Source organism: Arthrobacter wenxiniae, from assembly GCF_013376105.1.
Lineage (GTDB): Bacteria > Actinomycetota > Actinomycetes > Actinomycetales > Micrococcaceae > Specibacter > Specibacter wenxiniae.
This window is the reverse complement of the sequence record NZ_JAAMFM010000009.1, coordinates 74,021-97,502: the sequence shown is the minus strand read 5'-3', so window position 1 is coordinate 97,502 and position 23,482 is coordinate 74,021. Positions and strand designations below refer to the sequence as shown.

Below are 23,482 nucleotides of genomic sequence, written 5' to 3'. Positions count from 1 at the left end.
CCCGGCGTCGTGGCTGAAAAGTCACGGACAAATATCTGTGCACCACGCGCTGCACGGAAATCCCCGATATCGGGAGGTTTCCGCACAGGGTGTGGTGCACGGTCACTGTGTGGTGCACGCTTGCGCGCGGCGGGTCAGTGTCCCTTGACGGGGATGCCGTTGCGGGTCATCGACTCGGCGTAGGCCTTGGCGGACTCCAGGAGCCAGCCGGCCTGCCGTTCGGCGGAGCCGGCGAAGCTGCGGCCGGAGAGGGACCGGACCTTGTAAATGCCGAAGCCGCGCTTGTAAAGCATGGGCCCCTGGGCCTTCAGGAGCTGGTCGGCGAGGCGGTGGGCCTCCGTGCCGTGGGCCACCAGGGCGGAGGCGCGGGGGACCAGTGTCATGAACTTCACCAGGGGGCGCAGTCCCTGTTCGATCTGGGCGGCCGTGAGACGGCCGTTGGCCTGGCCGGGCGTGAACCAGGGGTGGACGTTCCACGGCATCACGTAGCTCGGGCGCAGCCCAATCTGCCAGTGGATGCCGAGCAGACGGGTGGAGGCCTGCTCGTCGCCAGCCGTGATGAAACCCGACGGGTCCATTTCACCAACGTTGGAAAACAGGCTGACAATGCGGCACCCATCAACATCGTGAACCGGATCCACATACGCCACCTGCTGCTCGGGCCGGGCCTCGGCCAGGGAGTCGCAGAGTTCGGTTACGGGTGCAATGTTCTCGTCAAAGCGACGGTTCCAGAGCTGTTCACGCAGTGATTCGGTTGCCACGGATGTCATTGAGGGCTTGGTCTCCTTGAGGGTGAAAGTGATGTGACAGGCATTTCCCCACAAGTGCCTTGGTCCAACGTTTCAGCCTACCAATCTTCGGCCGTCCACGGGTGCGGGCCGGTTGTGCTAGGCCGCGTTAACGGTGTGCGTTGTGAGAAAGTCAACAGCCCTATCCGGAGGCCGGGCCGGGCAGAAGAACCTTTCCAGGCCGAGTACACGACCTGATATGGTAATTGACATGATGGAAAACCTCCAGGGCACGGTGCCACGGGCCGAGCCATTTTCCGCGGACCTGCTGCGGGGGCACACGGACACGATCGTGCTCGGGATGCTGGGCAATGCGGAACGGTACGGCTTCGAGATCTACAAGTTGATCCGCGACGCCACCGGCGGCCTTTATGAAATCAAGGAAGCCACGCTATACGCCACCTACCGCCGGCTGGTGAAGGACGGACTCGTCGAGGCCAGCTGGGGCGACGAAACCCAGGGCGGCCGGCGCAAGTATTACAGGATCACCGATGCCGGGCGCGCGGTCTACCACCAAAACGTGAGCGACTGGACCGCTACGCAGCGCATCATCAATACGCTCCTGACCGTGAAAGGCACCCTCGAATGAGCGCCGCCGACTGCTCCAACATCCACCGGCACCTGGACGAGGCCTTCGCGGGACGGGCCATGACGCCGGAACTTCAGGGCCTCAAGGAAGAGATCCGCTCCAACCTTGCCGCGCGGGTCGACGAGCTCCGGGGAAACGGCGCCGCGGAAGAGGAAGCCGCGGCGACCGCGATCGCCGCGCTGGGGGACATCGGTCAGATCATCCGGCAGGAATCGCCGGGGGAGGCCGACGAACCCGCTAGCCTGGGTGTGGCCCAGGCGCCGGAGTACGCGCGCAGTCGTGTCAGGCGCAGCTCCGGCTTCGCCATCGGCACGGTCCTGGTGTCCGTGGCGGCGGTGGCGGCGATGCTGCTGTTCGTGATGGTCCTGGGACCCTATGGAAATCCGGGGCTGGCCGTCCTGTCCGCACTCGTGGCCGCCATGTCCACCGGCACCATTGTCGCCTGGAGCCTGCGGCAGGAGACGAGCCAGAACTTTCCGGTGCCCCCGCGCCGGGCGGTCTCCTATGGCCTGGCGGCGGCTGCCGCCGTCGTCGGACTTGCCCTGTGCACCCTGGTGACCATGGCCGGGCCGGGCCTGCTGGCCGCCGGCGTGTTCGTGGTCCTGGGATCCGTGGTGGGCTTCATTCGGCTGGGTGTCTCCCAGACCAACAGGAGGAAGCCTTGGGTGCGGGAGGCGCAGCGCGGCAGGGAGGGCCGGGGCGGGTCTTCCCGGGATCCGGCGGCGGCTGCCAGGTTTGGCATGCACGTCGGCGCCCTCTGGGTCGCGGCCCTGGCCGTGTTTGCCGTGCTGTCGTTCACGGTGGGCCTTGCCTGGTCCTGGCTTGCGATCCTGGCCGCCCTGGCGGCCACCGTGGTGATCCTGGCCCGCATGCTGTTCCCCAACGGCGCCCCAGCGGAAACCCCCGCCGGGGACGAGGCGGACGGCGCGCCCGGCTGACCCCATCAAGCAGCACCACCCATAAAGGGAAGCGGCCCGGATGTTCGAGCTTCCAGGCCGCTTGTACCAACCAGGGGGTCGGCCGAACGGGAGCTGCGCTGGCAATCACTCAAGGCAATCACTGAAGGCACGCACTCAAGGCACGCTTGCCAGTTTCCGCCCACGAACCGTGACGGGAGGCTCCCACCAAGGAAGCCAACCACGGCACAGACACAACCGGCCTTGGAGGCCCGCGGGCCGGCCAGGTCCCATCCGGGTGGCCGCGGCAAACCGTGCCCTGCGGAGGCGCCGTGGTGCCTCGCTCCCGTGCGACCGCCATGTGGACGGGGCCGCGGCCCACGGGCCGGCCTGTGTGAAAATAGAGTTCATGCGCCCCATGCAACACTCCAGCAAACTGGCCAATGTACGGTATGAACTTCGCGGTCCGATTCTCCACGCGGCCCAGAAGATGGAGGCGGAGGGGCACCGGATCCTGCGCATGAACCTGGGTGACACCGCCCCGTTCGGCCTGGAGGCGCCCGAATCGATCGTGGTGGACATGATTCACCACCTGCGCGGGGCACAGGGCTACAGCGATTCCAAAGGCATCTTTTCCGCCCGGACCGCCATCTCGCAGTATTATCAGACCCAGGGCCTGATGACGATCGGCGTGGATGACATCTTTGTCGGCAACGGCGTCAGCGAGCTGATCTCCATGACCCTGCAGGCGTTCCTGGAAAACGGCGACGAGGTGCTGATCCCGGCCCCGGACTACCCGCTCTGGACCGCCTCCGTCACACTCACCGGCGGCGTGCCCGTCCACTACCTGTGCGACGAGGACAACGAGTGGTGGCCGGACATGGCGGACGTGGCGGCGAAGATCACCCCGGCCACGCGGGCCATGGTGATCATCAATCCGAACAACCCCACCGGCGCGGTCTACCCCCGGCACATCCTGGAGCGGTTTGTGGAGCTGGCGCGCGAGCACGACCTGGTGATCTTTGCCGACGAGATCTACGAGAAGATCCTCTATGACGGCCGCACGCACATCCACATGGACTCGCTCGCGGACGACGTGTGCATGCTCACCTTCAGCGGCCTGTCCAAGGCGTACCGGATGCCCGGCTACCGCGCCGGGTGGGTCGCGCTGTCCGGTCCGCGCGCCGCGATGGCGGACTTCAAGGAGTCGCTGGAGCTGATTGCCTCGCTGCGGTTGTGTTCGAACGTTCCGGCCCAGCACGCCATCCAGACCTCCCTGGGCGGCTACCAGAGCATCAACGACCTCACGAAGCCCGGCGGGCGCCTGTGCGAGCAGCGGACGCGTGCCTCGGAACTGCTCAATGCCCTGCCCGGCGTCTCGTGTGTTCCCGCGGCCGGTGCCATGTACCTGTTTGTGAAGCTGGACCCGGGGATGTACCCGATCGACGACGACGAAAAGTTCGTCATCGACCTGCTGCAGGACCAAAAGATCCTCGTCTCCCACGGCACGGCCTTTCATTGGCCCACCCCCGACCACTTCCGCTTTGTCCTGCTTCCCAATGTGCGCGACATCGAGGAGGCCGTGCGGCGGATATCCACCTTCCTGGCCGTGTACCGCAGCAAGGCGGCAGTGGCCCGCCGGTAGCGCCTCAAGCCGGCCGGGCCCGTGGCCGGGAATAGTTTTGCCTGCCGCCCAGTTTGCCCGATAGATGCAAACGCATATGTCCAGGCTGGCTTGTTTGACCACCGGGACTTTGGTTACGGAAGGAAGCAAGGCATGAGCGCTGCTGAATTTGAACTGGGGCTGGACACCTTTGGCGACGTCACCCTGGACAGGGAAGGCCAGCCCAAGCCGGCCGCACAGGTGATTCGCGACGTCGTTGAACAGGCCGTGCTGGCCGACTCGCTGGGGCTCGACTACTTTGGCATCGGCGAACACCACCGCGACGATTTCGCCATCTCGTCCCCGGACATGGTGCTGTCGGCGATCGCCGGGCAGACGACGCGGATCCGCCTGGGATCGGCCGTCACGGTGCTCAGCTCCGACGACCCCATCCGCGTCTTCCAGCGCTTTTCCACGCTCGACGCCGTTTCCTCCGGCCGCGCCGAGGTCACCCTGGGCCGGGGCTCGTTTACGGAGTCGTTCCCGCTGTTTGGGCTGGACCTTTCCCAGTATGAAGAGCTGTTTGAGGAAAAGCTGGCCCTGTTCGCCGAGTTGCTGAAGCAGGGGCCGGTCACCTGGAGCGGCAAGACCAGGCCGGCGCTGTCCGAACAGATGGTGTATCCGCACCTTGAGTCGGGAACGCTGAAGTCGTGGGTGGCCGTGGGCGGCAGCCCCCAGTCCGTGGTCCGCGCGGCGCACCACGGGCTGCCGCTGATGCTGGCGATCATCGGAGGGGAGCCGCTGCAGTTCGCGCCCTTCATCAAGCTCTACCACCGCGCCCTGAAGGAGTTCGGCCAGCCGGAGCAACCCGTTGGCGTCCACTCGCCCGGGCACATTGCCGAGACGGATGAAGAGGCCATGGAGGAACTCTGGCCGCACTATGCCGCCATGCACAACCGCATTGGACGCGACCGCGGCTGGCCGCCCCTGACCCGTCTGCAGTTCAACGCCACGGCCGGCCCCAAGGGAGCGCTCATGGTGGGTTCGCCGGAAACCGTGGCCCGCAAGATCACCGCGGTGGCGAAGTCGCTGGGGCTGTCCAGATTCGACCTCAAGTACAGCCACGGCACGCTTCCACACGAATCTATGCTGCGCAGCATTGAACTCTATGGCACACAGGTGGCACCCATGGTCAGGGAGAACCTGCGCAACGCCTGACGCGTGCCGCGTCGGGGTCGGCCGGCCGGCACGGATGAGGACCTGGGGAAACAAGCTGGAAGAGTCGGTATGAAAGGGGCAAAAATACTAGAATAAATATTCTAGGAACTATTGAGAAAGTCAGACATAGGGTCTAGTCTTGAGACATGGACACGCCGGATTCTGACCCCGGCAACGGGGGATTCCCCGCCACAGCTGATGCGGCGGCACTGATCTCCGCCCTGTCCCTTCCCTCCATTGAACCCTTTGGCCCCGACAATGCCCTGCTGGCCGGGCTGCCCGCCTACACCCCGCACCCGGCCCCGGTCCCGGAGCCGGCCTCGCGGGTCTCGGTGGCGCGGGCGGTGTACGATTCCGCGGCCGCCGCCCTGGCGGCGCTGAAGTGCCTGGAGGACCGGACGGCGGCCTGCAAGGCGGCCGCCGTGGCGCGCCTGCTGGGCGCCGCGGCCGTGGAGGCGGCCGCGACAGCCCTGGACCCGTGGCAGGCCGGGCTGGCCGAGTCCGCCGCCACGGCGGAGATCGCCACGACCCTGTGCATCCCGCAGGGCAGCGCGAGCGCCCTGGCCCACCAGGCGGCCGAGCTCACCACCCACCCGGACACCTTCGACGCCCTCGCCGACGGTGTCCTGTCCTGGCGGCACGCGTGCACCGTCCTCGCCGAAACCCGCACACTGGCTGCCACGCCCGGCACGCAGCCGTTGGACGTCACCGCCTTTGAGGCGGAGCTGCTCGCCGCCGCGCCCGGCACGACCGGAGGCGCGTTCGCCTCCAGGGCGAGGCGGCTGCGCGAGGGAGTGCACCCGGAAACCCTCACCACCCGGATGCGCGAAGCCATCGCCAAACGCTCCCTGAGCCTGGACCCGGGCAGGGACGGCATGGATTGGCTGACCCTGCACCTCCCGGCCCCGGCAGCCAACGGCGCCCTGGCCCACTGCACGCGCCTGGCCCGCGCCCAACAAGGCCCCGGCGAACACCGCACCCTCGACCAGCTCCGCGCCGACACCGCCGCGATCCTCCTCCTCGGCCAGGCCCTGCCCGACGCCTGCAATGCCGTACGCACCGGCACGAGCGCCGGCGCCGCCCCGCACGCCGCTCCGGGCAACAGCACCGGGGCGAACCACAGCGGCGTGAACCCCGGCAGCGCGAATCCCGGCGGCGCGAATCCCGGCGGCGCGAATCCCGGCAGCGCGAACCCCGGCAGCGCGAACCCCGGCAGCGCGAACCCCGGCGGCGGCAAGAATGCGATGGGGACCACCCAGGGGGCGGGCCAGGCGGCAGGCGTCCGGTCCTCGGGTGCACGCTTCATCGGCGATGCGCTCTCTGGCGCGATCCTGGACGCCTACGCACCCTTCGGTCCACAAAGGCTGGTAGACAACGGATACACGTGTCTGAGCCTCATTGATGTGGTTCCCGACTGGGTCCACCGCCCCAAAAACGCCGTGGTAGGGTCCCGGACCGAGGAAGGCCATGCCCGGGACCGGGCGTGGGAAACAAACCCGGAAAACATCCCCCTCCAAGGGCTCCTCTGCCCCGATGCCGGGCCCTCCAGCCAGGCTGACGACGGAGCCAGCACCCACCCTGACAGCCTCCACATCGACGGCGCTGGAGAAGCCCAACACCCGGGAGAAAACCCTGCCCCGGACCGTCAGCCTGCGGACGTGCCGGCAGTGGAGGGCGGCGGCAGCATTCCGGAGTTGATCACGGAGCTGGCGGCCGCCGTTCAAGACGGTGTGGTCGACGGCGTCCTGAAGGACCCCATGAAAGAGTACTTTGAGCAGTTGGAGGCCACCCGCAACGGGACGGCGGTCACGGAGCCGCCACTGCCTTCTGCTCAGGTCATCGTCACCGTCCCGGCCCTGGCCCTGCTCGGCCTCACGAACGAGCCAGCACAACTGGCTGGACACGGGCCCATCCCGGAAGAGATCGCCCGCAAGCTCCTGCTCAACGCCGGCGCGTTCCTGCGCGTGCTCACCGACCCGCTCACCAACGTTCCGCTGGCGGAGCTGCCCCCGGACCGCTACCGGCTGCGCGAAGCCGAGAAAACCCTGCTCCGGGCCCTGCACGAGACCTGCTCGTTCCCGAACTGCACCAACCCGGCCCTGGACACGGAAACCGACCACATCATCCCCTACTCCGCCGGCGGGCCCACCACCGTGGAGAATTCCCTGCCCGAATGCAAACGCCACCACGCGCTCAAGCACTTCCGTGACGACAAGGACAGGCACGGCCGGTTCCGGCAGGACCTGGACCCCGACCGTCGCGGGATCAAGCTCCGCGGCTGGAAAGCATCCGCCACCGCCGACGGGCGGGTCGGCTGGACGTCGCCTTCGGGCAAATACCACCCCCCGAAGCCGCGCACCACCCAGCCGCCCGCCTACCCCAAATGGCTCAAGAAGCGCATGGACAAAAAACTCAGGCACCGCAAAAGCTGCCCCGAAGCCAGCCCGGAGGCGATCACGGCAAACGACCTGCGCCCCGGCGCCCCACCACTGATCGACCTGCACCACAGCCCCCTCGAGCGGCTCATCAGCTACAACGTCAAGCATCCCAACGATGACAACGGCCCCTGAACTGGTTTCGACAGGCTCAACCACCGGGGGACTGAACTGGTTTCGACAGGCTCAACCACCGGGGGACTGAACTGGTTTCGACAGGCTCAACCACCGGGGCTTGCGCCAGGACAGACCACCGGCAGTTTCGCTCAGCTCGGATTGGTCCTCGGCCGCAGGGTGACTGTGGGCAGGCCCGGCGCGGGGAGCGGCGGATCAACGTGGTTTTCCGGCAGTCCAAAAAGCGGCACCGCGGCCGGAGCCCCAGCGGCGCCAATCTCGGCCTGCCAGGTGTTCCGTGCCGCGACAATGTCATCGTGGGTGCGTCCCACGAAGTTCCACCACATGACAATTGACTCGCCGAGCGGCGTGCCGCCAATGAGGAGCAGCCGAACCGGCGCCGCCCCGGCCTCCAGCAGGACTGTTGACCGGCCGGGGCCCACATACCCCAGTTCTGCGCAGCCCAGAGGTTGTCCGGCCACGGTGACAGTGCCCGAGTCCACGAGGAACCCGTGCTCAAAGGACGGGTCAGTGTCCAGCGTGACGGAAGCGCCGGCGTCGATCATCAACTCGGCGCCGAGGAGCGGCGTGTGGGTCACCACGGGGGACACCTCCCCGGCCAGGCCTCCAAGAAAGACGCTCAGCGACACGCCGGGCAGGGTGAGAGGCGCCGGACGGTAATGTTCGAACGTCGGCTCCATGAATCGCGCACCTGCCGGCAGGGCCACCCACAACTGGGCGCCATGGAGCATGGTGGTGGCGGCGGTGGAATACTCCGAATGGCTGATGCCGCGCCCGGCAGTCATCAGGTTCAGCTCGCCCGGCCGCACCATGGCGCGATATCCGGCGCTGTCGGAATGTTCAATTTCGCCGGTAAACAGCCAGCTGACCGTCTGCAGCCCGGTATGCGGGTGCGGCGGGACGGACATGCCCCCGGTGCTGGCAACGTCGTCCGGGCCGTAATGGTCAACGAAGCACCAGGCCCCGATGAGGGAGCGCTGCCTTTGCGGCAGGGTCCGGCGCACGGTCATGGCCCGAGGCCCGCCCAACGGCACCAGCCGCGGCTCCAGCACTTCCACCGAGCCGGGATTGCTCGGGCAGACAAGCTCCAGCGGGGCCTGCTCCAAGTTGCTCACAACACACCATCCATCCTTGAACCGCAACGCGGGCTGGGCCGGCCCCGAAACGTCCCCGGAAACCTCGGACCGGCGCCCCCCTTCATGCCTTGAAGCGTAGCGCGGCCGGCAGCTCCGTGGGGAGCTGACGGGGACAATGCCCCGCGGCAATTCCGGAGGGTGGCAGAACCGTCGTAGGATCGTAAGGTTGGCTCTTTCCACAGTGCAGGTGCTGAAGGCACACGCAAGGGCGGTGACTGCCTTGTCCGACTAGACTCTTTGAAGTTTCGCTTTTGCCCCCAAGAGAAATGGATCGCGGGTGGATCTCACCTTCATGGTCGTGCTTGTCATTGCACTGGCCCTTTTTTTCGACTTTACGAATGGCTTTCATGACACGGCAAATGCGATGGCCACGCCCATCGCCACCGGTGCCATCAAGCCCAAGACTGCCGTGGCGCTGGCCGCAATCCTGAACCTGGTGGGTGCGTTCCTCTCGACGGAAGTCGCCAAGACCATTTCCGGTGGCATCATCAACGAGGGACCCGGGGGCGTTGCCATCACCCCGGAAATGATTTTCGCCGGGTTGATGGGCGCCGTGCTGTGGAACCTCTTCACCTGGCTGCTGGGCCTTCCCTCCAGCTCCTCGCACGCGCTGTTTGGCGGCCTGATCGGTGCCGCAATCGTCGGAACCTGGTCCTTCGGCGCCGTCAATTTCCTGGTCGTCCTCTCCAAAGTCATCTTCCCGGCCCTCCTGGCGCCGGCCGTGGCGGGCGGAGTGGCCTACCTCTGCACCAAAATGGCCTACGGCATCACGCGCCGCTCCGACCCGGACTCGGGTGACAAACTGACCCAGAAGCGCCGCGGATTCAAGCACGGGCAGGTCTTTAGCTCCTCGCTCGTGGCCTTGGCGCACGGCACCAACGACGCCCAAAAGACCATGGGCGTCATCACCCTGGTGCTGATCGCATCCCAGCTGCAGGCCCCCGGCACGGGACCCCACATCTGGGTCATCACGGCCTGCGCCATTGCCATTGCCGGCGGGACCTACGCCGGAGGCTGGCGCATCATACGCACCCTCGGCTCCGGCCTGACCGACGTGAAACCCGCACAGGGCTTCGCCGCGGAAACCAGCACGGCGGTCGCCATCCTGGCGTCCAGCCACCTCGGGTTCGCCCTTTCCACCACCCACGTGGCGTCCGGCTCCGTCATCGGATCGGGACTTGGCCGCAAGGGTTCCACGGTGCGTTGGGGGGCCATCGGCAAGATCAGCCTGGGCTGGCTGTTCACGCTCCCCGCCGCCGCAGTGGTCGGCGGCCTGGCGGCCCTGCTGATCCGCACCGGCACAGTGGGAATCGTCATTGTGGCGGTTCTCGGACTGGGCGCCATCCTCGTCATGTTCTACCTCTCCCAGCGTGAAGTCGTAGACCACAGCAACGCCATCAGCGACGTCGACGCCGTGGGTGAGGCCCTGCACATCCCGAGCAGGAAGGAGCGGGACCGTCTCGCCGCCAAGGCCCGGGCCGCGGAAAAGCTGGCGGAGAAGGCCGCCCGGAGGGCCGCCGAGACCGCCGCCCTCCGTGCCAAGGCGCAGGCAGCCCTGGACCAGGCGGACACCGCCGTGCTGAAGGCCATGACCAAGGCCGCCGCCGCTGCCGACGCCCCAAAGCCGCGCAAGAAGCAAACCAGCAAGAAGGGTAAATAATGCAGTTTGCGACCATCGCCAACCTGGCCGCCAACACCGCCAACAAGGCTGTGATCGACTGGAAGGGGTTCATTGTCGTGGCCGTCGTCACGCTCGTCGGCGCCGGGTTCGTCGTCCTCATGTACTCCCTCGGCGTGCGCCTGACGGCCATCAGCAGCGACCACGCCGCCCGCGCCCACACCACGGCCAAATGGGGCGCCTGGACCTGCTTCGGCCTGTGCGGCCTGGCCGTGGCCATCGGCATCATCCTGATAGTCCCGCTCTTCTACAAAACCGTCATGGGCTGGTTCGGCGTCACCGCCTAGCCGCGCCAAGTACGACGCCGGGAACCCGCCGCGAACCTGCAAGCGGAGGGCGTGGGATCAGGCATCCAGGATCATGTTCGTGATCCGGGCGGTGGAGAGCAGCCGGCCGCCGGCGTCCGTCATGACCACCTCGTGCGTGGCCAGCGTGCGGCCCAGGTGCAGCGCGGTGGCGGTGCCGGTGACCAGGCCGGACGCGATGCCGCGGTGGTGCGTTGCACCGATCTCAATGCCGACGGGGCGGCGGTGCGGGCCGGCATGGAACGCCGCGGCAAAGGAACCGAGTGTTTCGGCCAGCACCAGGTGCGCACCACCGTGCAACAGCCCGGCCAGCTGCGTGTTTCCCTCCACCGGCATGGTGGCCGTCATCCGCTCCGCCCCCATCTCGCCAAAAACAATTCCCATCTTCACCACCAGGGCTCCGACGCCCAGGTCCCCGAGCCACGCGTGGTACTCGTCCGGCACCCCCGCAGCGGCAAGTTCGGCGAGAAAGGGCGGCGGCGTGAAATTAGCGTTCATGATGACTAGGCTGGCACCTGTGACTGAATCTGCCAAGACGGCCCCCAAAACACCTGTTTCCGCCGCTGCCACGCACGGCGGGGAGTCCCGCCTGCTGGTGATCGACGGCCATTCCATGGCGTTCCGGGCGTTCTACGCCCTGCCGCCGGAGAACTTTTCCACGGATTCGGGCCAGCACACCAACGCCGTCCACGGCTTCACGTCCATGCTGCTCACCATGATCCGCCAGCAGAAGCCCACCCACGTGGTGGTGGCCTTCGACCTGGACACCCCCACGTTCCGCTCCCTCGAGTACACGGAGTACAAGGGCGGGCGCAACAAGACGCCGGAGGAGTTCTACGGCCAGGTCGACCTGATCATCAAGGTCATGGCCGCGATGAACATCCCCACCATCTCCGTGGACGGCTTCGAGGCGGACGACATCATCGCCACCCTTGCCGCGCAGGGCGAGGCCGCCGGCTGGGACGTCCTGGTGGTCTCCGGCGACCGCGACGCCTTCCAGCTCATCACCGACAAGGTGCTGGTGCTCTACCCCAAGAAGGGCATCTCGGACATTCCGCCGATGGACGCCGCCGCCGTTGAGGCCAAGTACTTCGTGCCGCCCAACCGCTACTCCGACCTGGCCGCGCTGGTCGGCGAAACCGCCGACAACCTCCCCGGCGTGCCCGGCGTCGGGCCCAAGACCGCCGCCAAGTGGATCAACCTCTACGGGGGCCTTGACGGCGTCCTGGAGAATCTGGACTCAATCGGCGGCAAGGTGGGCGAGTCCCTGCGGGCGCACGTGGAGGACGTCAGGCGCAACCGCCGCCTGAACCACCTGCTGCGCGACATGGAGCTGCCCGTCGCCCTCGAGGACACGGTGCTGCGCGCCCCGGACCGCGAAGCCGTGGAAGAGCTCTTTGACGCCCTCCAGTTCAACACGCTCCGCAAGCGCCTCTTCGACCTTTTCGGCGAGGAGGAGGCGGCCGACGACGGCGAGGGCCACGAGGTGCCCCGGCACGAAGTGGTCACGGACGCGGCCGCGCTCAAGGCATGGCTCGACGCCGGGACCAACGGTTCCGGGGCGCCGGCACCCACCGCCGTGGAAGTGTTGTCCGAACGCGTCGGCCTGATGACCGAGGCCACCGCGGTGGCCCTGGTGCGCGCGGACTCGGCGGCCGTCGTCGAGCTTGGCACGGCGGACGAGGCACTGGACCGGGAGCTGGCACGCTGGCTGACCTCGGACGCCCCGAAGGTGGCCCATGAGTACAAGGAAGCGTTGAAGGCCCTGGCACCGCGCGGACTCGCCCTGGGCGGCGTGGTGGATGACACCTCCATTTCCGGCTACCTGATCCAGCCGGACCGCCGCAGCTACGACCTGCCGGACCTCAGCCAGGTCCACCTGAAGGTGACGTTTGCCGCCGCAGGGTCCACGGGCGCCGGCCAGCTGGACCTGGGCCTGGAGGATGGCGCGAAGTTCGCCGACGCGGTGCAGCGCGGCTACGTGGCCCTGCTCCTGAGCGGGCATTTCGCCCCCATGCTGGCCGAACGCGGCGCAGACCACCTGCTGGGGGAGCTTGAGCTGCCCCTGGCCGCCGTCCTGGCACGAATGGAACTGACCGGGATCGAGATCTCCCGGGACCGCCTGGACACCCTCATGGCAGACCTGACGGCTGCCATGGACGCCGCCCAGGCCGCCGCGTTTGCCGCGATCGGCCACGAAGTGAACCTCGGCTCGCCCAAGCAGCTCCAGCAGGTCCTGTTCGAGGAGCTTGGGCTGCCCAAGACCAAGAAGATCAAGACCGGCTACACCACGGACGCCGCCTCGCTGAAGGCGCTCCTGGACAAGACCGGGCACGAATTCCTGGCCCAGCTCATGGCCCACCGCGAGGCGTCGAAGCTGCGGCAGATGGTGGAGACGCTGAAGAAGTCCGTGGCGGACGACGGCCGCATCCACACCACCTATGCGCAGAACGTGGCCGCCACGGGCCGGCTGTCCTCCAACAACCCAAACCTGCAGAACATCCCGGTCCGCAGCGAGGAGGGCCGGCGCGTCCGGGACATGTTCGTGGTCGGTGCCGGCTACGAGTGCCTGCTGGCGGCGGACTACTCCCAGATCGAGATGCGCATCATGGCGCACCTCTCCGGCGATGCCGGGCTCATCCAGGCCTATGCGGAAGGCGAGGACCTGCACCGCTACGTGGGCTCCCACGTGTTTGGCGTGGCCCCGGGGGAGGTTACCTCCGCCATGCGCTCCAAGGTCAAGGCCATGTCCTACGGCCTAGCATACGGGCTCACCAGCTTTGGCCTGTCCAAGCAGCTGGAGATCTCCGTGGACGAGGCCCGCACGCTCGTCAAGGACTACTTTGACCGCTTCGGCGGCGTGCGGGACTACCTGCGCGGCGTGGTCGAACAGGCCCGCATCGACGGCTACACCTCCACCATCGAGGGCCGCCGCCGCTACCTGCCCGACCTCTCCAGCACCGACCGGCAGCTGCGTGAGCTGGCCGAGCGCGTGGCCCTGAACTCGCCCATTCAGGGGTCCGCCGCGGACATCATCAAGCACGCCATGCTCGGTGTTGCGGCGGAACTCGACAGGCAGGGCCTGAAGTCGCGCATGCTGCTCCAGGTCCACGACGAACTGGTACTGGAAGTCTGGCCGGGGGAGCGGGCGGCGGTCGAGGCCCTGGTGGTGGCGCAGATGGGCGCCGCGGCGGATCTCCTGGTTCCCCTGGAAGTCCAGGTGGGCGTGGGCTCCAGCTGGAACGACGCCGGACACTAGCCTCCCGGCCCCACCCGCCATCCCGCATCCCATACAGCGAAGGAACCACGATGAGCACGGAGCGCGACCCGTCCACCCGCAACCCGCGGCCGTTCCCGTACGAACTGCGCACCTTTCCCATGCGCCTGGTGGACGGGAAGGTTCCCGACGAGGTGGCCAAGTGGACGCAGGCCGTGGCGCTGGGGTTCTACGGCAACGCTCCGACGGCGGAGGACATCGCGAAGTTCGCCGTGATGGAGGAGGTGGACGGCCGCATGTCCACGGGGGCCTACCTGACGGATGCCCCCGGACACGCCGGGGCCTGGGGCCCGGAGTACCCCGTGGCCACCTACGCCTACCACCGCAAAAACCTCAACGTCGGAGGCGGGACGCTCCTGCCGGTGCACCAGATCACGGCTGTGACGGTGCGCCCCAGCCACCGGCGGCGCGGGATACTGCGCGCCATGATCAGCTCCGACCTGGCCCAGGCGAAGGCTGCCGGGATCCCCATGGCCGCGCTCACGGCGTCGGAAGCCGTCATCTACGGCAGGTTCGGCTTTGGCGTGGCCACGCACGTGTGCCAGGTGGAAGTGGCCAGCCGGGGCGGGATTGGCTTCCACAACCCGGCAGCCGCGGCCCGGGGCACGGTGGAGGTGGCCGACCCCCTGACCGTGCGGGACCTCCACAATGGGATCTTCGCCCGCGTCCACGCCGCCACATTCGGCTCGATCGGCCGGCACGACATGTACCGCCTGATCGCCTCTGGACAGGGGAACTACGCGTCCCTGGAACCGTCCCGGAACGTCCGCGCCGCGCTCCACTACGATGCCGCCGGCGCCGTGGACGGCTACGTCAGCTACCAGCCGGATGAGTCCGCGACTCCGCCCACGGTCAAGATTGTGGACCTGCTGGCGGCCGGGGAAGGCGCCTACCTGGCCCTCTGGAACTACCTCGGGTCGCTGGACCTGATCGAGCGGGTCACCTGGGACATGGCGCCGGAGGCGGACCCCCTTGAATGGGCCATGGCCGCCAAGCGGGACTACAAGCGGACCGGGACCGAGGACCACCTGTGGCTGCGCATCCTCGACGCCCCGGCGGCCCTGGCGGCCCGCAGCTACGCCGCGGACGGTCGGATCACCATCCACATCGGGGATCCGCTGGGCCATGCCTCAGGCATCTTCTCCATCGAGGTGGCCCACGGCACGGCCACCGTCACCCGCTGCCGGGAGGACGGGTCAGTCGCGCCGGAGCTGTCCATGGGGGTCAGCGAGCTTTCCAGCGCATACCTCGGTGCCGTCACGGCCCGGATCCTGCAGGCCGCCGGGCGGCTCCGGGAGGAAATGCCCGGCGCCGCCGCACGGTTCGACGCACTGTTTGCCCTGCCGGTCGCCGCCCACAGCCTGACCAACTTCTAGCCCGCTTCACCTGCCACATCCTGCCCGCCCCCGGTAGGATGCACCCACAGGAGTGAAAGGGCCAGGCAATGGAAAAGACATTCGAGGTCATAGTGGTGGGCGGCGGGTTTGCCGGCGTGGCCGCCGTCAGGGCCCTGGGCCGCGCCGGCGTTGAGGTGCTGCTCATTGACCAGAACAACTACCACCAGTTCCAGCCGCTGCTCTACCAGGTGGCGACGGCGCAGATCGGCGTCTCCGACGTCACGCGGACCTTTCGGGGCATGTTCCAGCGCTACCGCAGCGCCACCGTGCTCACCGCCAGGGTGGCGGCGGTGGATGTCCAGGCGCACACCGTCACCACCTCCGACGGCGACACGTTCCACGCCCAAATCCTGGTGCTGGCCGCCGGCGCCGAGGCCAACTACTTCAACACGCCCGGAGCCGAAGAGAACGCCTACCCCCTGTATTCAGTCACGGATGCCGTCCGTCTCGGCAATGCCCTGGTCCACGCCCTCGATGCGGCCCAGCGGCAGGGCAGCGGCAGCGGGGGAGTCCACGTCGTGGTGGTCGGCGGCGGGCCCACGGGAGTCGAGACCGCCGGCGCGATCGCCGAAAACTTCAAGTACGTGGTCCCCAAGTACTTTTCGAATGACGTGGCGGCGCGCTCCAGCGTGCACCTGGTCGACATGGTGCCCAGTGTCCTGACGCCGTTTTCGGACAGGAACAAGGCCTATGCCACCAGGCGGCTGCGGCAGGCCGGGGTGCGGCTCAAGATGGGGTCCGGCGTGACGGAGGTCCGCCGTGACGGGGTGGATTTTGCCGACGGCGCCTCCCTGCCCAGCCAAATCGTCGTCTGGGCCGGCGGGCTGAAGGCCGGCACGCTCATCGCCCAGTCGGGACTCCCCCAGGGGCGCGGCGGGCGGATCGACGTCAACCCTGACCTGACCGCCCCGGGGACCACGGGCGTCTATGTCCTGGGCGATGCGGCCAACATGACGGACTCCCGCGGGGAGAAGCTCCCGCAGCTCGGTTCCTGCGCCCAGCAGGCGGGCAAGTGGGCCGCCCGCAATATTCTGGCCGATCTGAAGGGCGGGCGGCGCAAGCCCTTTGCGTACCTGGACAAGGGCTACATGGCCATGATCGGCCGCGGCGCGGCCGTGGCGGAGATCGGCCGCAAGCGATGGCAAATACAGGGCCCACTGGCCTTCCTCGCATGGCTGGCCGTGCACGTGGTGCTGTTGTCCGGCAAGCGCCAGCGCGTCAGCGCGCTCATCTCGTGGGCGGACGACTACCTCACCCACAGCCGGTCCCACGTGGTGCTGGGCGGCCCGGACCGGGGTTGACGCCGCAGCGTCAGGCCGTCAGGCCGCCCGCAGGGCCCAGGCACCGCGGCAGCTCAGCCACAAGGTCGTTGCCGCGGCAGTGGAGTTGACCAGCAGCAGGGAAATCAGCACCAAAAGCTGGATCAGCCCGGCGTCCAGCGGCGCGGCACCGCCCAGGATCATGCCCACAAAGGCGCCGGGCAGCGTCACCAGCCCGGCCGTGCGGGTCTGGTCCACGGACGGCAGCACCGCCTCGCCGGCCACGGGCCTGCCCACCATCATCCGGGCGGCGAACCACATGAAGCCCAACGCCACGGCGGCCTCGACTTCGCCGCGGCGGACCACCAGCTCATCCTCAACCCGGCGGCCACTGAGCGTAACGGTGGACATGGCCCCGCCAATCTGCTGCCCCAGCACGGCGATGATGGCCAGGGCGGAGAACGGGAGCACGCCGGCGGCAAACATGAGCCCGGCCACGGGAAGCACCCCGGCGGCCAGGGGAAGCGCCGCCAGCCACCACCGGCCCTTCCGCGCCACCCGGCGCCCGCACGTCCACACGCCCACCAGGAACATGAGCGCCACAAAGGCAAAGGCCCATGCGCCGCGGTTGGCCAGAAAGGCAATGACCAGGGCGACGGCGGCCAGCTGGACGAGCGCCCGGAGCCCCGCCACCAGCATTTGGGCCGGCGGCCGGCCCAGCGTGACACCCCACATCGCAGCCGCCAGGGCCAGCAAAACGGCCAATAGAACCCACGCGCTCGGGCCCAACACGAGAAGGGTTGAATTGTCCACAAACGCAATTATCGCCGTCGTGCCTGCATTTTGCGCTGCTTGGCGCAACCCACTAGACTAATTGGGCATGTAATGCGTGGTTTGGGCCACCAAAAGCCCGGCACCCGCGCACCGCATGCAGGCACACCCGCAGGAACCCCTGCAAACATAGTAAATCGCCGGAACTGTCCCGGCTTAGCCAACTATCCACATCGGAGCCCCTACTACATGACCATCACGACCCCCGAGAAGACTAGTACCACTCCTGTTGTTGCCATCAACGACATCGGTACTGCTGAAGAATTCCTCGCCGCAGTGGACGCAACCATCAAGTACTTCAACGACGGCGACCTCGTCGAAGGTGTTGTAGTCAAGGTTGACCGCGACGAAGTTCTGCTCGACATCGGTTACAAGACCGAAGGCGTCATCCCCTCCCGCGAGCTCTCCATCAAGCACGACGTTGACCCCGGGGACGTTGTCTCCGTTGGCGATCAGGTCGAGGCCCTGGTGCTCACCAAGGAAGACAAGGAAGGCCGTCTCATCCTCTCCAAGAAGCGCGCGCAGTACGAGCGCGCCTGGGGCGACATCGAGAAGGTCAAGGAAGAAGACGGCGTCGTCACCGGTACCGTCATCGAGGTGGTCAAGGGTGGTCTTATCCTCGACATCGGCCTGCGCGGCTTCCTGCCCGCATCGCTCGTCGAGATGCGCCGCGTGCGCGACCTGGCTCCGTACATCGGCCAGCAGATCGAAGCCAAGATCATCGAGCTGGACAAGAACCGCAACAACGTGGTCCTGTCCCGCCGTGCCTGGCTCGAGCAGACCCAGTCCGAGGTTCGCTCCACGTTCCTCAACAAGCTGGAAAAGGGCCAGGTCCGTCCCGGCGTTGTGTCCTCCATCGTCAACTTCGGTGCCTTCGTGGACCTTGGCGGCGTAGACGGCCTCGTGCACGTTTCCGAGCTGTCCTGGAAGCACATCGACCACCCGTCCGAGGTTGTGGAAGTTGGCCAGGAAGTCACCGTCGAGGTGCTCGAAGTGGATCTGGACCGCGAGCGTGTATCGCTCTCGCTCAAGGCCACGCAGGAAGACCCGTGGCAGACCTTCGCCCGCACCCACGCCCTCGGGCAGGTTGTCCCGGGTAAGGTCACCAAGCTGGTTCCGTTCGGCGCGTTCGTTCGCGTCGAGGACGGCATCGAAGGCCTGGTCCACATCTCCGAGCTGGCCGTCCGCCACGTTGAGCTGGCCGAGCAGGTTGTCTCCGTGGGCGACGAGCTGTTCGTCAAGGTCATCGACATCGACCTGGAACGCCGCCGCATCTCGCTGTCCCTCAAGCAGGCCAACGAAGGCGTCGACGTCGACTCCACCGAGTTCGACCCGGCCCTGTACGGCATGGTGGCCGAGTACGACGAAGAGGGCAACTACAAGTACCCCGAGGGCTTCGACCCCGAGTCCAACGAGTGGCTCGAGGGCTACGAGACCCAGCGCGCCGTGTGGGAGCAGCAGTACGCCGACGCCCAGACCCGCTGGGAAGCCCACAAGAAGCAGGTTGCCCAGCACGCCGCTGAGGATGCAGCTTCCGACGGCACCGAAGGCGGTGGCGAGTCCGCAGGGACTTCGTACTCCTCCGAGCCCGCCGCGGCCGACACCGGTGCCGGCACCCTGGCTTCCGACGAGGCACTCGCCGCACTGCGCGAGAAGCTCACCGGAAACTAATTCGGCAACGGCAGTCACACGCGGGCGCCGTTGGATGGGCCCCCCACCTTCGGGTGGGGGGTCCATTCCCCTTTAATCGCCGGCGCGTCACCGTGCCGTGGCCGGACGTCGACGGCGCCCCGGCGGCCCGCTGCGCCTAGCGCCCGGCCAGCGGCGTGTCCACCCAGTCGGTGCCGGCGGGGACCAGGGTGCAGGCCCCCGCCGTGAGGGACGCCAGCCGCGCGTGCCCGGCCGCGATCACACCGGCGTCGTCGGCCATGGCCAGCCCCACGTAGGTGTTGACGGCGTCGAAGCTGTTGCCGGTCATCACATGGCCGGCGCTGCGGAGCTCGTTCTCCAGGCGCCCCGCGGCGGCGTGCGGGACGGCGACGGTGAACAGCTGCAGCCGGTCCCGGCGCACGAGCGGCGCCAGGGACACGGCCGCGCTGACCGATTCCGAATACGCCCGCACGAGTCCTCCTGCTCCCAGCAGGATCCCGCCAAAATAGCGCACGACGACGGCGCACACGTCGCTGAGGTCGGCCGCCGGCACCGCGCCGTTCCCGGTTTCGCGCTTGAGCAGCGCGTCGAGCATGGGCGCCCCCGCGGTGCCGGAGGGCTCGCCGTCGTCGTTGGAGCGCTGGACGCCACGGTCCGGACCCAGCACGAACGCCGAACAGTGGTGCCGGGCGTCGTAAAACTCGCGCCGGAGCTCCGCCACGAGCCCGCGCGCGGCATCCTCGTCGCCAACCCGCCGCAGCACGGTGATGAAACGCGAGCGCTTGACGGAGAGCTCGTGGCGGAAGTCCACCCCGGCGGCCAGCGTCGTGTAGCGGTTGGCGACCGGCAGCGCGGCGGGCAGGGGTCGTCTCTGGCTCATCCGATCCAGTCTAGTGTGGAGACATGCTTTCGATTGGTCTCACGGGCGGCATCGCCGCCGGCAAGTCCCTGCTGTCCGCACGCTTCCGGGAATTGGGTGCCGTGGTCATCGACGCCGACCGGCTGGCCCGGGAAGCCGTGGCCCCCGGAACCCCCGGACTGGCCGCCGTGGCGAAGGCGTTTGGCCCCGGCGTGCTCACGGCCGGCGGGGCCCTGGACAGGCCCGCCCTCGGGGCGTTGGTCTTCGCCGACAAGGACAGGCTGGCGGCGCTCAACGCAATAGTCCACCCCTTGGTCCGGGCTGCGGCCGGACGCCTTGAGGACGACGCCGCACCGGACGCCATTGTGGTCCAGGACATCCCGCTGCTCGTGGAGACGGGCCAGGGCGCAGGCTTCCACCTGGTCATCGTGGTGGATGCGCCGCTGGGGCAGCGGCTGGCGCGCATGGTCGAAACACGCCGGATGACGCCGGAGGACGCGCGCGCCAGGGTGGCGGCGCAGGCCGGCGACGAACAGCGGCGGGCGGCGGCCGACGTCGTGCTTGACAACTCCGGGGCGCCGGAGGCGGCCCTGGCGGCGCTGGACGCGCTGTGGGCTGCACGGCTGGTGCCGTTTGCCCGCAACCTGGCGGCGGGCGTGCCGGCCCGGCACCCGGGGCCGCCTGCCATCACGGGCCCGGACCCGGCGTGGCCGGGGCAGGCAGCCCGCCTGGCAGCCCGCATTGCGAAGGCTGCCGGGGGTTTTGGCGTGGCCGTCGACCACATTGGCTCAACGTCCGTGCCGGGGCTTGCCGCCAAGGACGTCATAGACCTGCAGCTGCGCGTGGCGTCGCTGGCGGACGCGGACGCGGCGGCCCCGGCCCTGGCCGCCGCCGGCTTCCCGCGCCGCAGGGGGCAGTGGTGGGACACGGGGCATGACTTTGCCGGGGGCCGTGCGGGGGAGCGGTGGGAGAAGCGCTTCCACAACGCCGCGGACCCGGGCCGGCCCGTCAACCTGCACGTGCGGGTGGACGGGTCGCCGGGGGCCGTGCTGGCGTTGGCCTTCAGGGACTGGTTGCGGGCCGATGCCCCGGCGCGGTCCCGCTACGAGTCAATCAAGCGCCAGCTGGCGGCCGCTCATGCCGCGGACACCGACACCGCCGGCTATGCCGGTGCCAAGGAGCCCTGGTTTGCCTCGGCTGTCCCCGAGCTGGCCAGGTGGCTGGAGCTCGCCCGGTAGTCGGTGACCTCGGGCGGGTTGTTCAGCGGCGCCACAACGGGAGTAGCGTTATGCGCATGAGTCTTGCGCAGGAAATTAACCGAGTCGTTGCCCCGTTTGAGGTCATTAGCGATTTTCAGCCGGCCGGGGACCAGCCCGCGGCGATCAAGGAACTCACCGAGCGGATCACCAACGGTGAGAAGGACATTGTCCTGCTGGGCGCCACGGGCACCGGAAAGTCCGCCACGGCCGCCTGGCTGATCGAGCAGGTGCAGCGGCCCACCCTCGTGATGGTGCAGAACAAGACGCTGGCCGCCCAGCTGGCCAACGAGTTCCGGGAGCTGCTGCCCAACAACGCAGTCGAATATTTCGTCTCCTACTACGACTACTACCAGCCGGAAGCGTACGTGCCGCAGTCGGACACGTTCATTGAAAAGGACTCCTCGGTCAACGAGGAAGTGGAACGGCTGCGGCACTCGGCCACCAACGCCCTGCTGACCCGGCGCGACGTGGTGGTGGTGGCCACGGTGTCCTGCATTTACGGCCTGGGCACGCCGGAGGAGTACGTTGCCGGCATGGTCACGCTGACCAGGGGCGCCACGATGAACCGCGACGACCTGCTGCGGAAATTCGTCAGCATGCAATACGCGCGCAACGACATCGACTTCCACCGCGGAACCTTCCGCGTGCGCGGCGACACCGTGGAGATCATCCCCATGTATGAGGAACAGGCCCTCCGCATCGAGTTCTTTGGCGACGAGATCGAGAACATCTACACGCTGCACCCGCTGACGGGCCAGGTCATCCGCGAGGAAACCGAAATGTACGTGTTCCCGGCCTCGCACTACGTGGCCGGGCCGGAGCGGATGGCCCGGGCCGTGAAGGCGATCGAGGACGAGCTGGCCGTGCGCACCAAGGAGCTGGAGAGCCAAAACAAGCTGCTCGAGGCCCAGCGGCTGCGCATGCGCACCACGTATGACCTCGAAATGATGGAGCAGATGGGATTCTGCAACGGCATCGAAAACTATTCACGCCACATTGACGGGCGCGCGGCGGGAACCGCCCCGCACTGCCTGCTGGACTACTTCCCGGACGACTTCCTGCTGGTCATCGACGAATCCCACGTCACGGTTCCCCAGATCGGCGCCATGTACGAGGGCGACATGTCCCGCAAGCGGACCCTGGTGGACCATGGCTTCCGGCTGCCCTCCGCCATGGACAACCGGCCGCTGAAATGGGACGAATTCCTGGACCGCGTCGGCCAGACCGTCTACCTTTCCGCCACCCCGGGCAAGTACGAGCTGGGAAAGTCGGACGGGTTCGTGCAGCAGATCATCCGCCCCACGGGCCTGATCGACCCGGAAATCATCGTCAAGCCGTCCAAGGACCAGATCAACGACCTTTTGGGCGAGATCAGGGAGCGGACGGCGAAGAGCGAGCGGGTCCTCGTCACGACGCTGACCAAGCGGATGGCGGAGGACCTGACGGACTACCTCCTGGGCAACGGCATCAAGGTCCAGTACCTGCACTCGGACGTGGACACCTTGCGGCGCGTGGAACTCCTGCGCGAGCTGCGCATGGGAGTTTTTGACGTCCTCGTGGGCATCAACCTGCTCCGGGAAGGCCTGGACCTGCCCGAGGTGTCCCTGGTCAGCATCCTGGACGCGGACAAGGAAGGCTTCCTGCGCTCCGGGACCTCCCTGATCCAGACAATCGGCCGTGCCGCGCGCAACGTGTCCGGACAGGTGCACATGTATGCGGACCGGATCACCGACTCGATGCAGTTTGCCATCGACGAGACCAACCGCCGCCGGGTCATCCAGGTGGCTTACAACACCGAACGGGGCATCGACCCGCAGCCGCTGCGCAAGAAGATCGCCGACATCACCGACCAGCTGGCACGGGAGGACGCGGACACCGCCGCGCTGCTCCAGGAGGCCCGGACCAAGCGCGAAACCGCCAAGTCGTCGGTGCGGCGCGACGGGCTCGCCGCCCGTCCCGCCGGCGACCTGGTGGACCTGATCGAGGACTTGACGGCACAGATGCACGGCGCCGCATCGGAGCTGCACTTTGAACTTGCGGCCCGGCTGCGCGACGAGGTGGGGGACCTGAAGAAGGAGCTGCGGCAAATGCGCGAGGCGGGCCACGCGTAGGCGGCAGGCCCCAATGCCGTGTAGGCTTGGACGCACGTAGGGGAGTATCCCAAGCG

At 67.8% G+C, this 23,482-nt stretch carries 18 protein-coding genes; 13 read left to right on the top strand and 5 right to left on the bottom strand.

Going from position 1 to position 23,482, the window contains the following annotated elements; translation table 11 throughout:
* Positions 1–134 precede the first annotated feature (134 nt).
* On the bottom strand, positions 135–770 hold the full coding sequence (locus tag G6034_RS08420) for a uracil-DNA glycosylase family protein (protein WP_176634658.1): 636 nt from the start codon (positions 768–770) through the stop codon (positions 135–137).
* A gap of 229 nt (positions 771–999) precedes the next feature.
* Here G6034_RS08420 and G6034_RS08415 point away from each other — a divergent pair, with 229 nt between their 5' ends.
* The 5 genes from G6034_RS08415 (at position 1,000) to G6034_RS08395 (ending at position 7,664) form a co-directional block, all read left to right on the top strand.
* Positions 1,000–1,377 (top strand): PadR family transcriptional regulator, encoded by a 378-nt coding sequence (locus tag G6034_RS08415; protein ID WP_246295461.1) that lies wholly within the window; start codon positions 1,000–1,002, stop codon positions 1,375–1,377.
* Positions 1,374–2,315, top strand: a complete 942-nt coding sequence (locus G6034_RS08410) for a permease prefix domain 1-containing protein (RefSeq protein ID WP_176634657.1) — start codon at positions 1,374–1,376, stop codon at positions 2,313–2,315. Before G6034_RS08415 ends, G6034_RS08410 begins: the two co-directional genes overlap by 4 nt.
* A gap of 367 nt (positions 2,316–2,682) precedes the next feature.
* Positions 2,683–3,918 (top strand): pyridoxal phosphate-dependent aminotransferase, encoded by a 1,236-nt coding sequence (locus G6034_RS08405; protein WP_176634656.1) that lies wholly within the window; start codon positions 2,683–2,685, stop codon positions 3,916–3,918.
* Positions 3,919–4,050: 132 nt separating this feature from the next.
* On the top strand, positions 4,051–5,094 hold the full coding sequence (locus tag G6034_RS08400; protein WP_176634655.1) for an LLM class flavin-dependent oxidoreductase: 1,044 nt from the start codon (positions 4,051–4,053) through the stop codon (positions 5,092–5,094).
* A 146-nt stretch (positions 5,095–5,240) separates the two neighbouring features.
* Positions 5,241–7,664, top strand: coding sequence for an HNH endonuclease signature motif containing protein (locus G6034_RS08395; RefSeq protein ID WP_176634654.1), 2,424 nt, complete (start codon positions 5,241–5,243; stop codon positions 7,662–7,664).
* A 131-nt stretch (positions 7,665–7,795) separates the two neighbouring features.
* Here the strand turns inward: G6034_RS08395 and G6034_RS08390 are convergent, their stop codons facing one another.
* A complete protein-coding gene (locus G6034_RS08390; protein ID WP_176634653.1) occupies positions 7,796–8,779 on the bottom strand; it encodes a pirin family protein in 984 nt (327 codons plus the stop codon).
* Positions 8,780–9,077: 298 nt separating this feature from the next.
* Between G6034_RS08390 and G6034_RS08385 the strand changes: the two genes are divergently transcribed.
* Both G6034_RS08385 and G6034_RS08380 read left to right on the top strand, forming a co-directional pair.
* Positions 9,078–10,460 carry an inorganic phosphate transporter gene (locus tag G6034_RS08385; RefSeq protein WP_176634652.1) on the top strand — a complete coding sequence of 461 codons (1,383 nt, stop codon included), beginning with the start codon at positions 9,078–9,080 and terminating at the stop codon, positions 10,458–10,460.
* Positions 10,460–10,765: a hypothetical protein gene (locus tag G6034_RS08380; protein WP_246295459.1), complete on the top strand. Its 306-nt coding sequence runs from the start codon at positions 10,460–10,462 to the stop codon at positions 10,763–10,765. Before G6034_RS08385 ends, G6034_RS08380 begins: the two co-directional genes overlap by 1 nt.
* Positions 10,766–10,822: 57 nt before the next feature.
* On the opposite strand, the gene G6034_RS08375 is transcribed toward G6034_RS08380, so the two are convergent.
* The gene (locus G6034_RS08375) at positions 10,823–11,281 is read right to left on the bottom strand and encodes a hotdog fold thioesterase (RefSeq protein WP_176634651.1); all 459 of its coding nucleotides are present in this window, start codon (positions 11,279–11,281) and stop codon (positions 10,823–10,825) included.
* 115 nt (positions 11,282–11,396) lie between these two features.
* Here G6034_RS08375 and polA point away from each other — a divergent pair, with 115 nt between their 5' ends.
* The 3 genes from polA to G6034_RS08360 all read left to right on the top strand — a co-directional run bounded on the left by polA (position 11,397) and on the right by G6034_RS08360 (position 16,758).
* The gene (gene polA / locus G6034_RS08370) at positions 11,397–14,042 is read left to right on the top strand and encodes a DNA polymerase I (protein WP_246295474.1); all 2,646 of its coding nucleotides are present in this window, start codon (positions 11,397–11,399) and stop codon (positions 14,040–14,042) included.
* 50 nt (positions 14,043–14,092) lie between these two features.
* Positions 14,093–15,436 (top strand): GNAT family N-acetyltransferase, encoded by a 1,344-nt coding sequence (locus G6034_RS08365; protein WP_176634649.1) that lies wholly within the window; start codon positions 14,093–14,095, stop codon positions 15,434–15,436.
* 68 nt (positions 15,437–15,504) lie between these two features.
* On the top strand, positions 15,505–16,758 hold the full coding sequence (locus G6034_RS08360) for an NAD(P)/FAD-dependent oxidoreductase (RefSeq protein ID WP_176634648.1): 1,254 nt from the start codon (positions 15,505–15,507) through the stop codon (positions 16,756–16,758).
* 18 nt (positions 16,759–16,776) lie between these two features.
* Here G6034_RS08360 and G6034_RS08355 read toward each other — a convergent pair whose 3' ends face one another.
* Positions 16,777–17,481, bottom strand: coding sequence for an ABC transporter permease (locus tag G6034_RS08355; protein WP_218063720.1), 705 nt, complete (start codon positions 17,479–17,481; stop codon positions 16,777–16,779).
* 255 nt (positions 17,482–17,736) lie between these two features.
* Between G6034_RS08355 and rpsA the strand changes: the two genes are divergently transcribed.
* Positions 17,737–19,218 carry a 30S ribosomal protein S1 gene (gene rpsA / locus G6034_RS08350; RefSeq protein ID WP_176634647.1) on the top strand — a complete coding sequence of 494 codons (1,482 nt, stop codon included), beginning with the start codon at positions 17,737–17,739 and terminating at the stop codon, positions 19,216–19,218.
* Positions 19,219–19,354: 136 nt separating this feature from the next.
* On the opposite strand, the gene G6034_RS08345 is transcribed toward rpsA, so the two are convergent.
* The gene (locus tag G6034_RS08345; RefSeq protein WP_176634646.1) at positions 19,355–20,077 is read right to left on the bottom strand and encodes an IMPACT family protein; all 723 of its coding nucleotides are present in this window, start codon (positions 20,075–20,077) and stop codon (positions 19,355–19,357) included.
* A 23-nt stretch (positions 20,078–20,100) separates the two neighbouring features.
* On the opposite strand from G6034_RS08345, the gene coaE reads away from it, so the two are divergent.
* Positions 20,101–21,294, top strand: a complete 1,194-nt coding sequence (gene coaE / locus G6034_RS08340) for a dephospho-CoA kinase (RefSeq protein ID WP_176634645.1) — start codon at positions 20,101–20,103, stop codon at positions 21,292–21,294.
* A gap of 56 nt (positions 21,295–21,350) precedes the next feature.
* On the top strand, positions 21,351–23,426 hold the full coding sequence (gene uvrB, locus G6034_RS08335) for an excinuclease ABC subunit UvrB (RefSeq protein WP_176634644.1): 2,076 nt from the start codon (positions 21,351–21,353) through the stop codon (positions 23,424–23,426).
* The last annotated feature ends 56 nt before the right edge of the window (positions 23,427–23,482 follow it).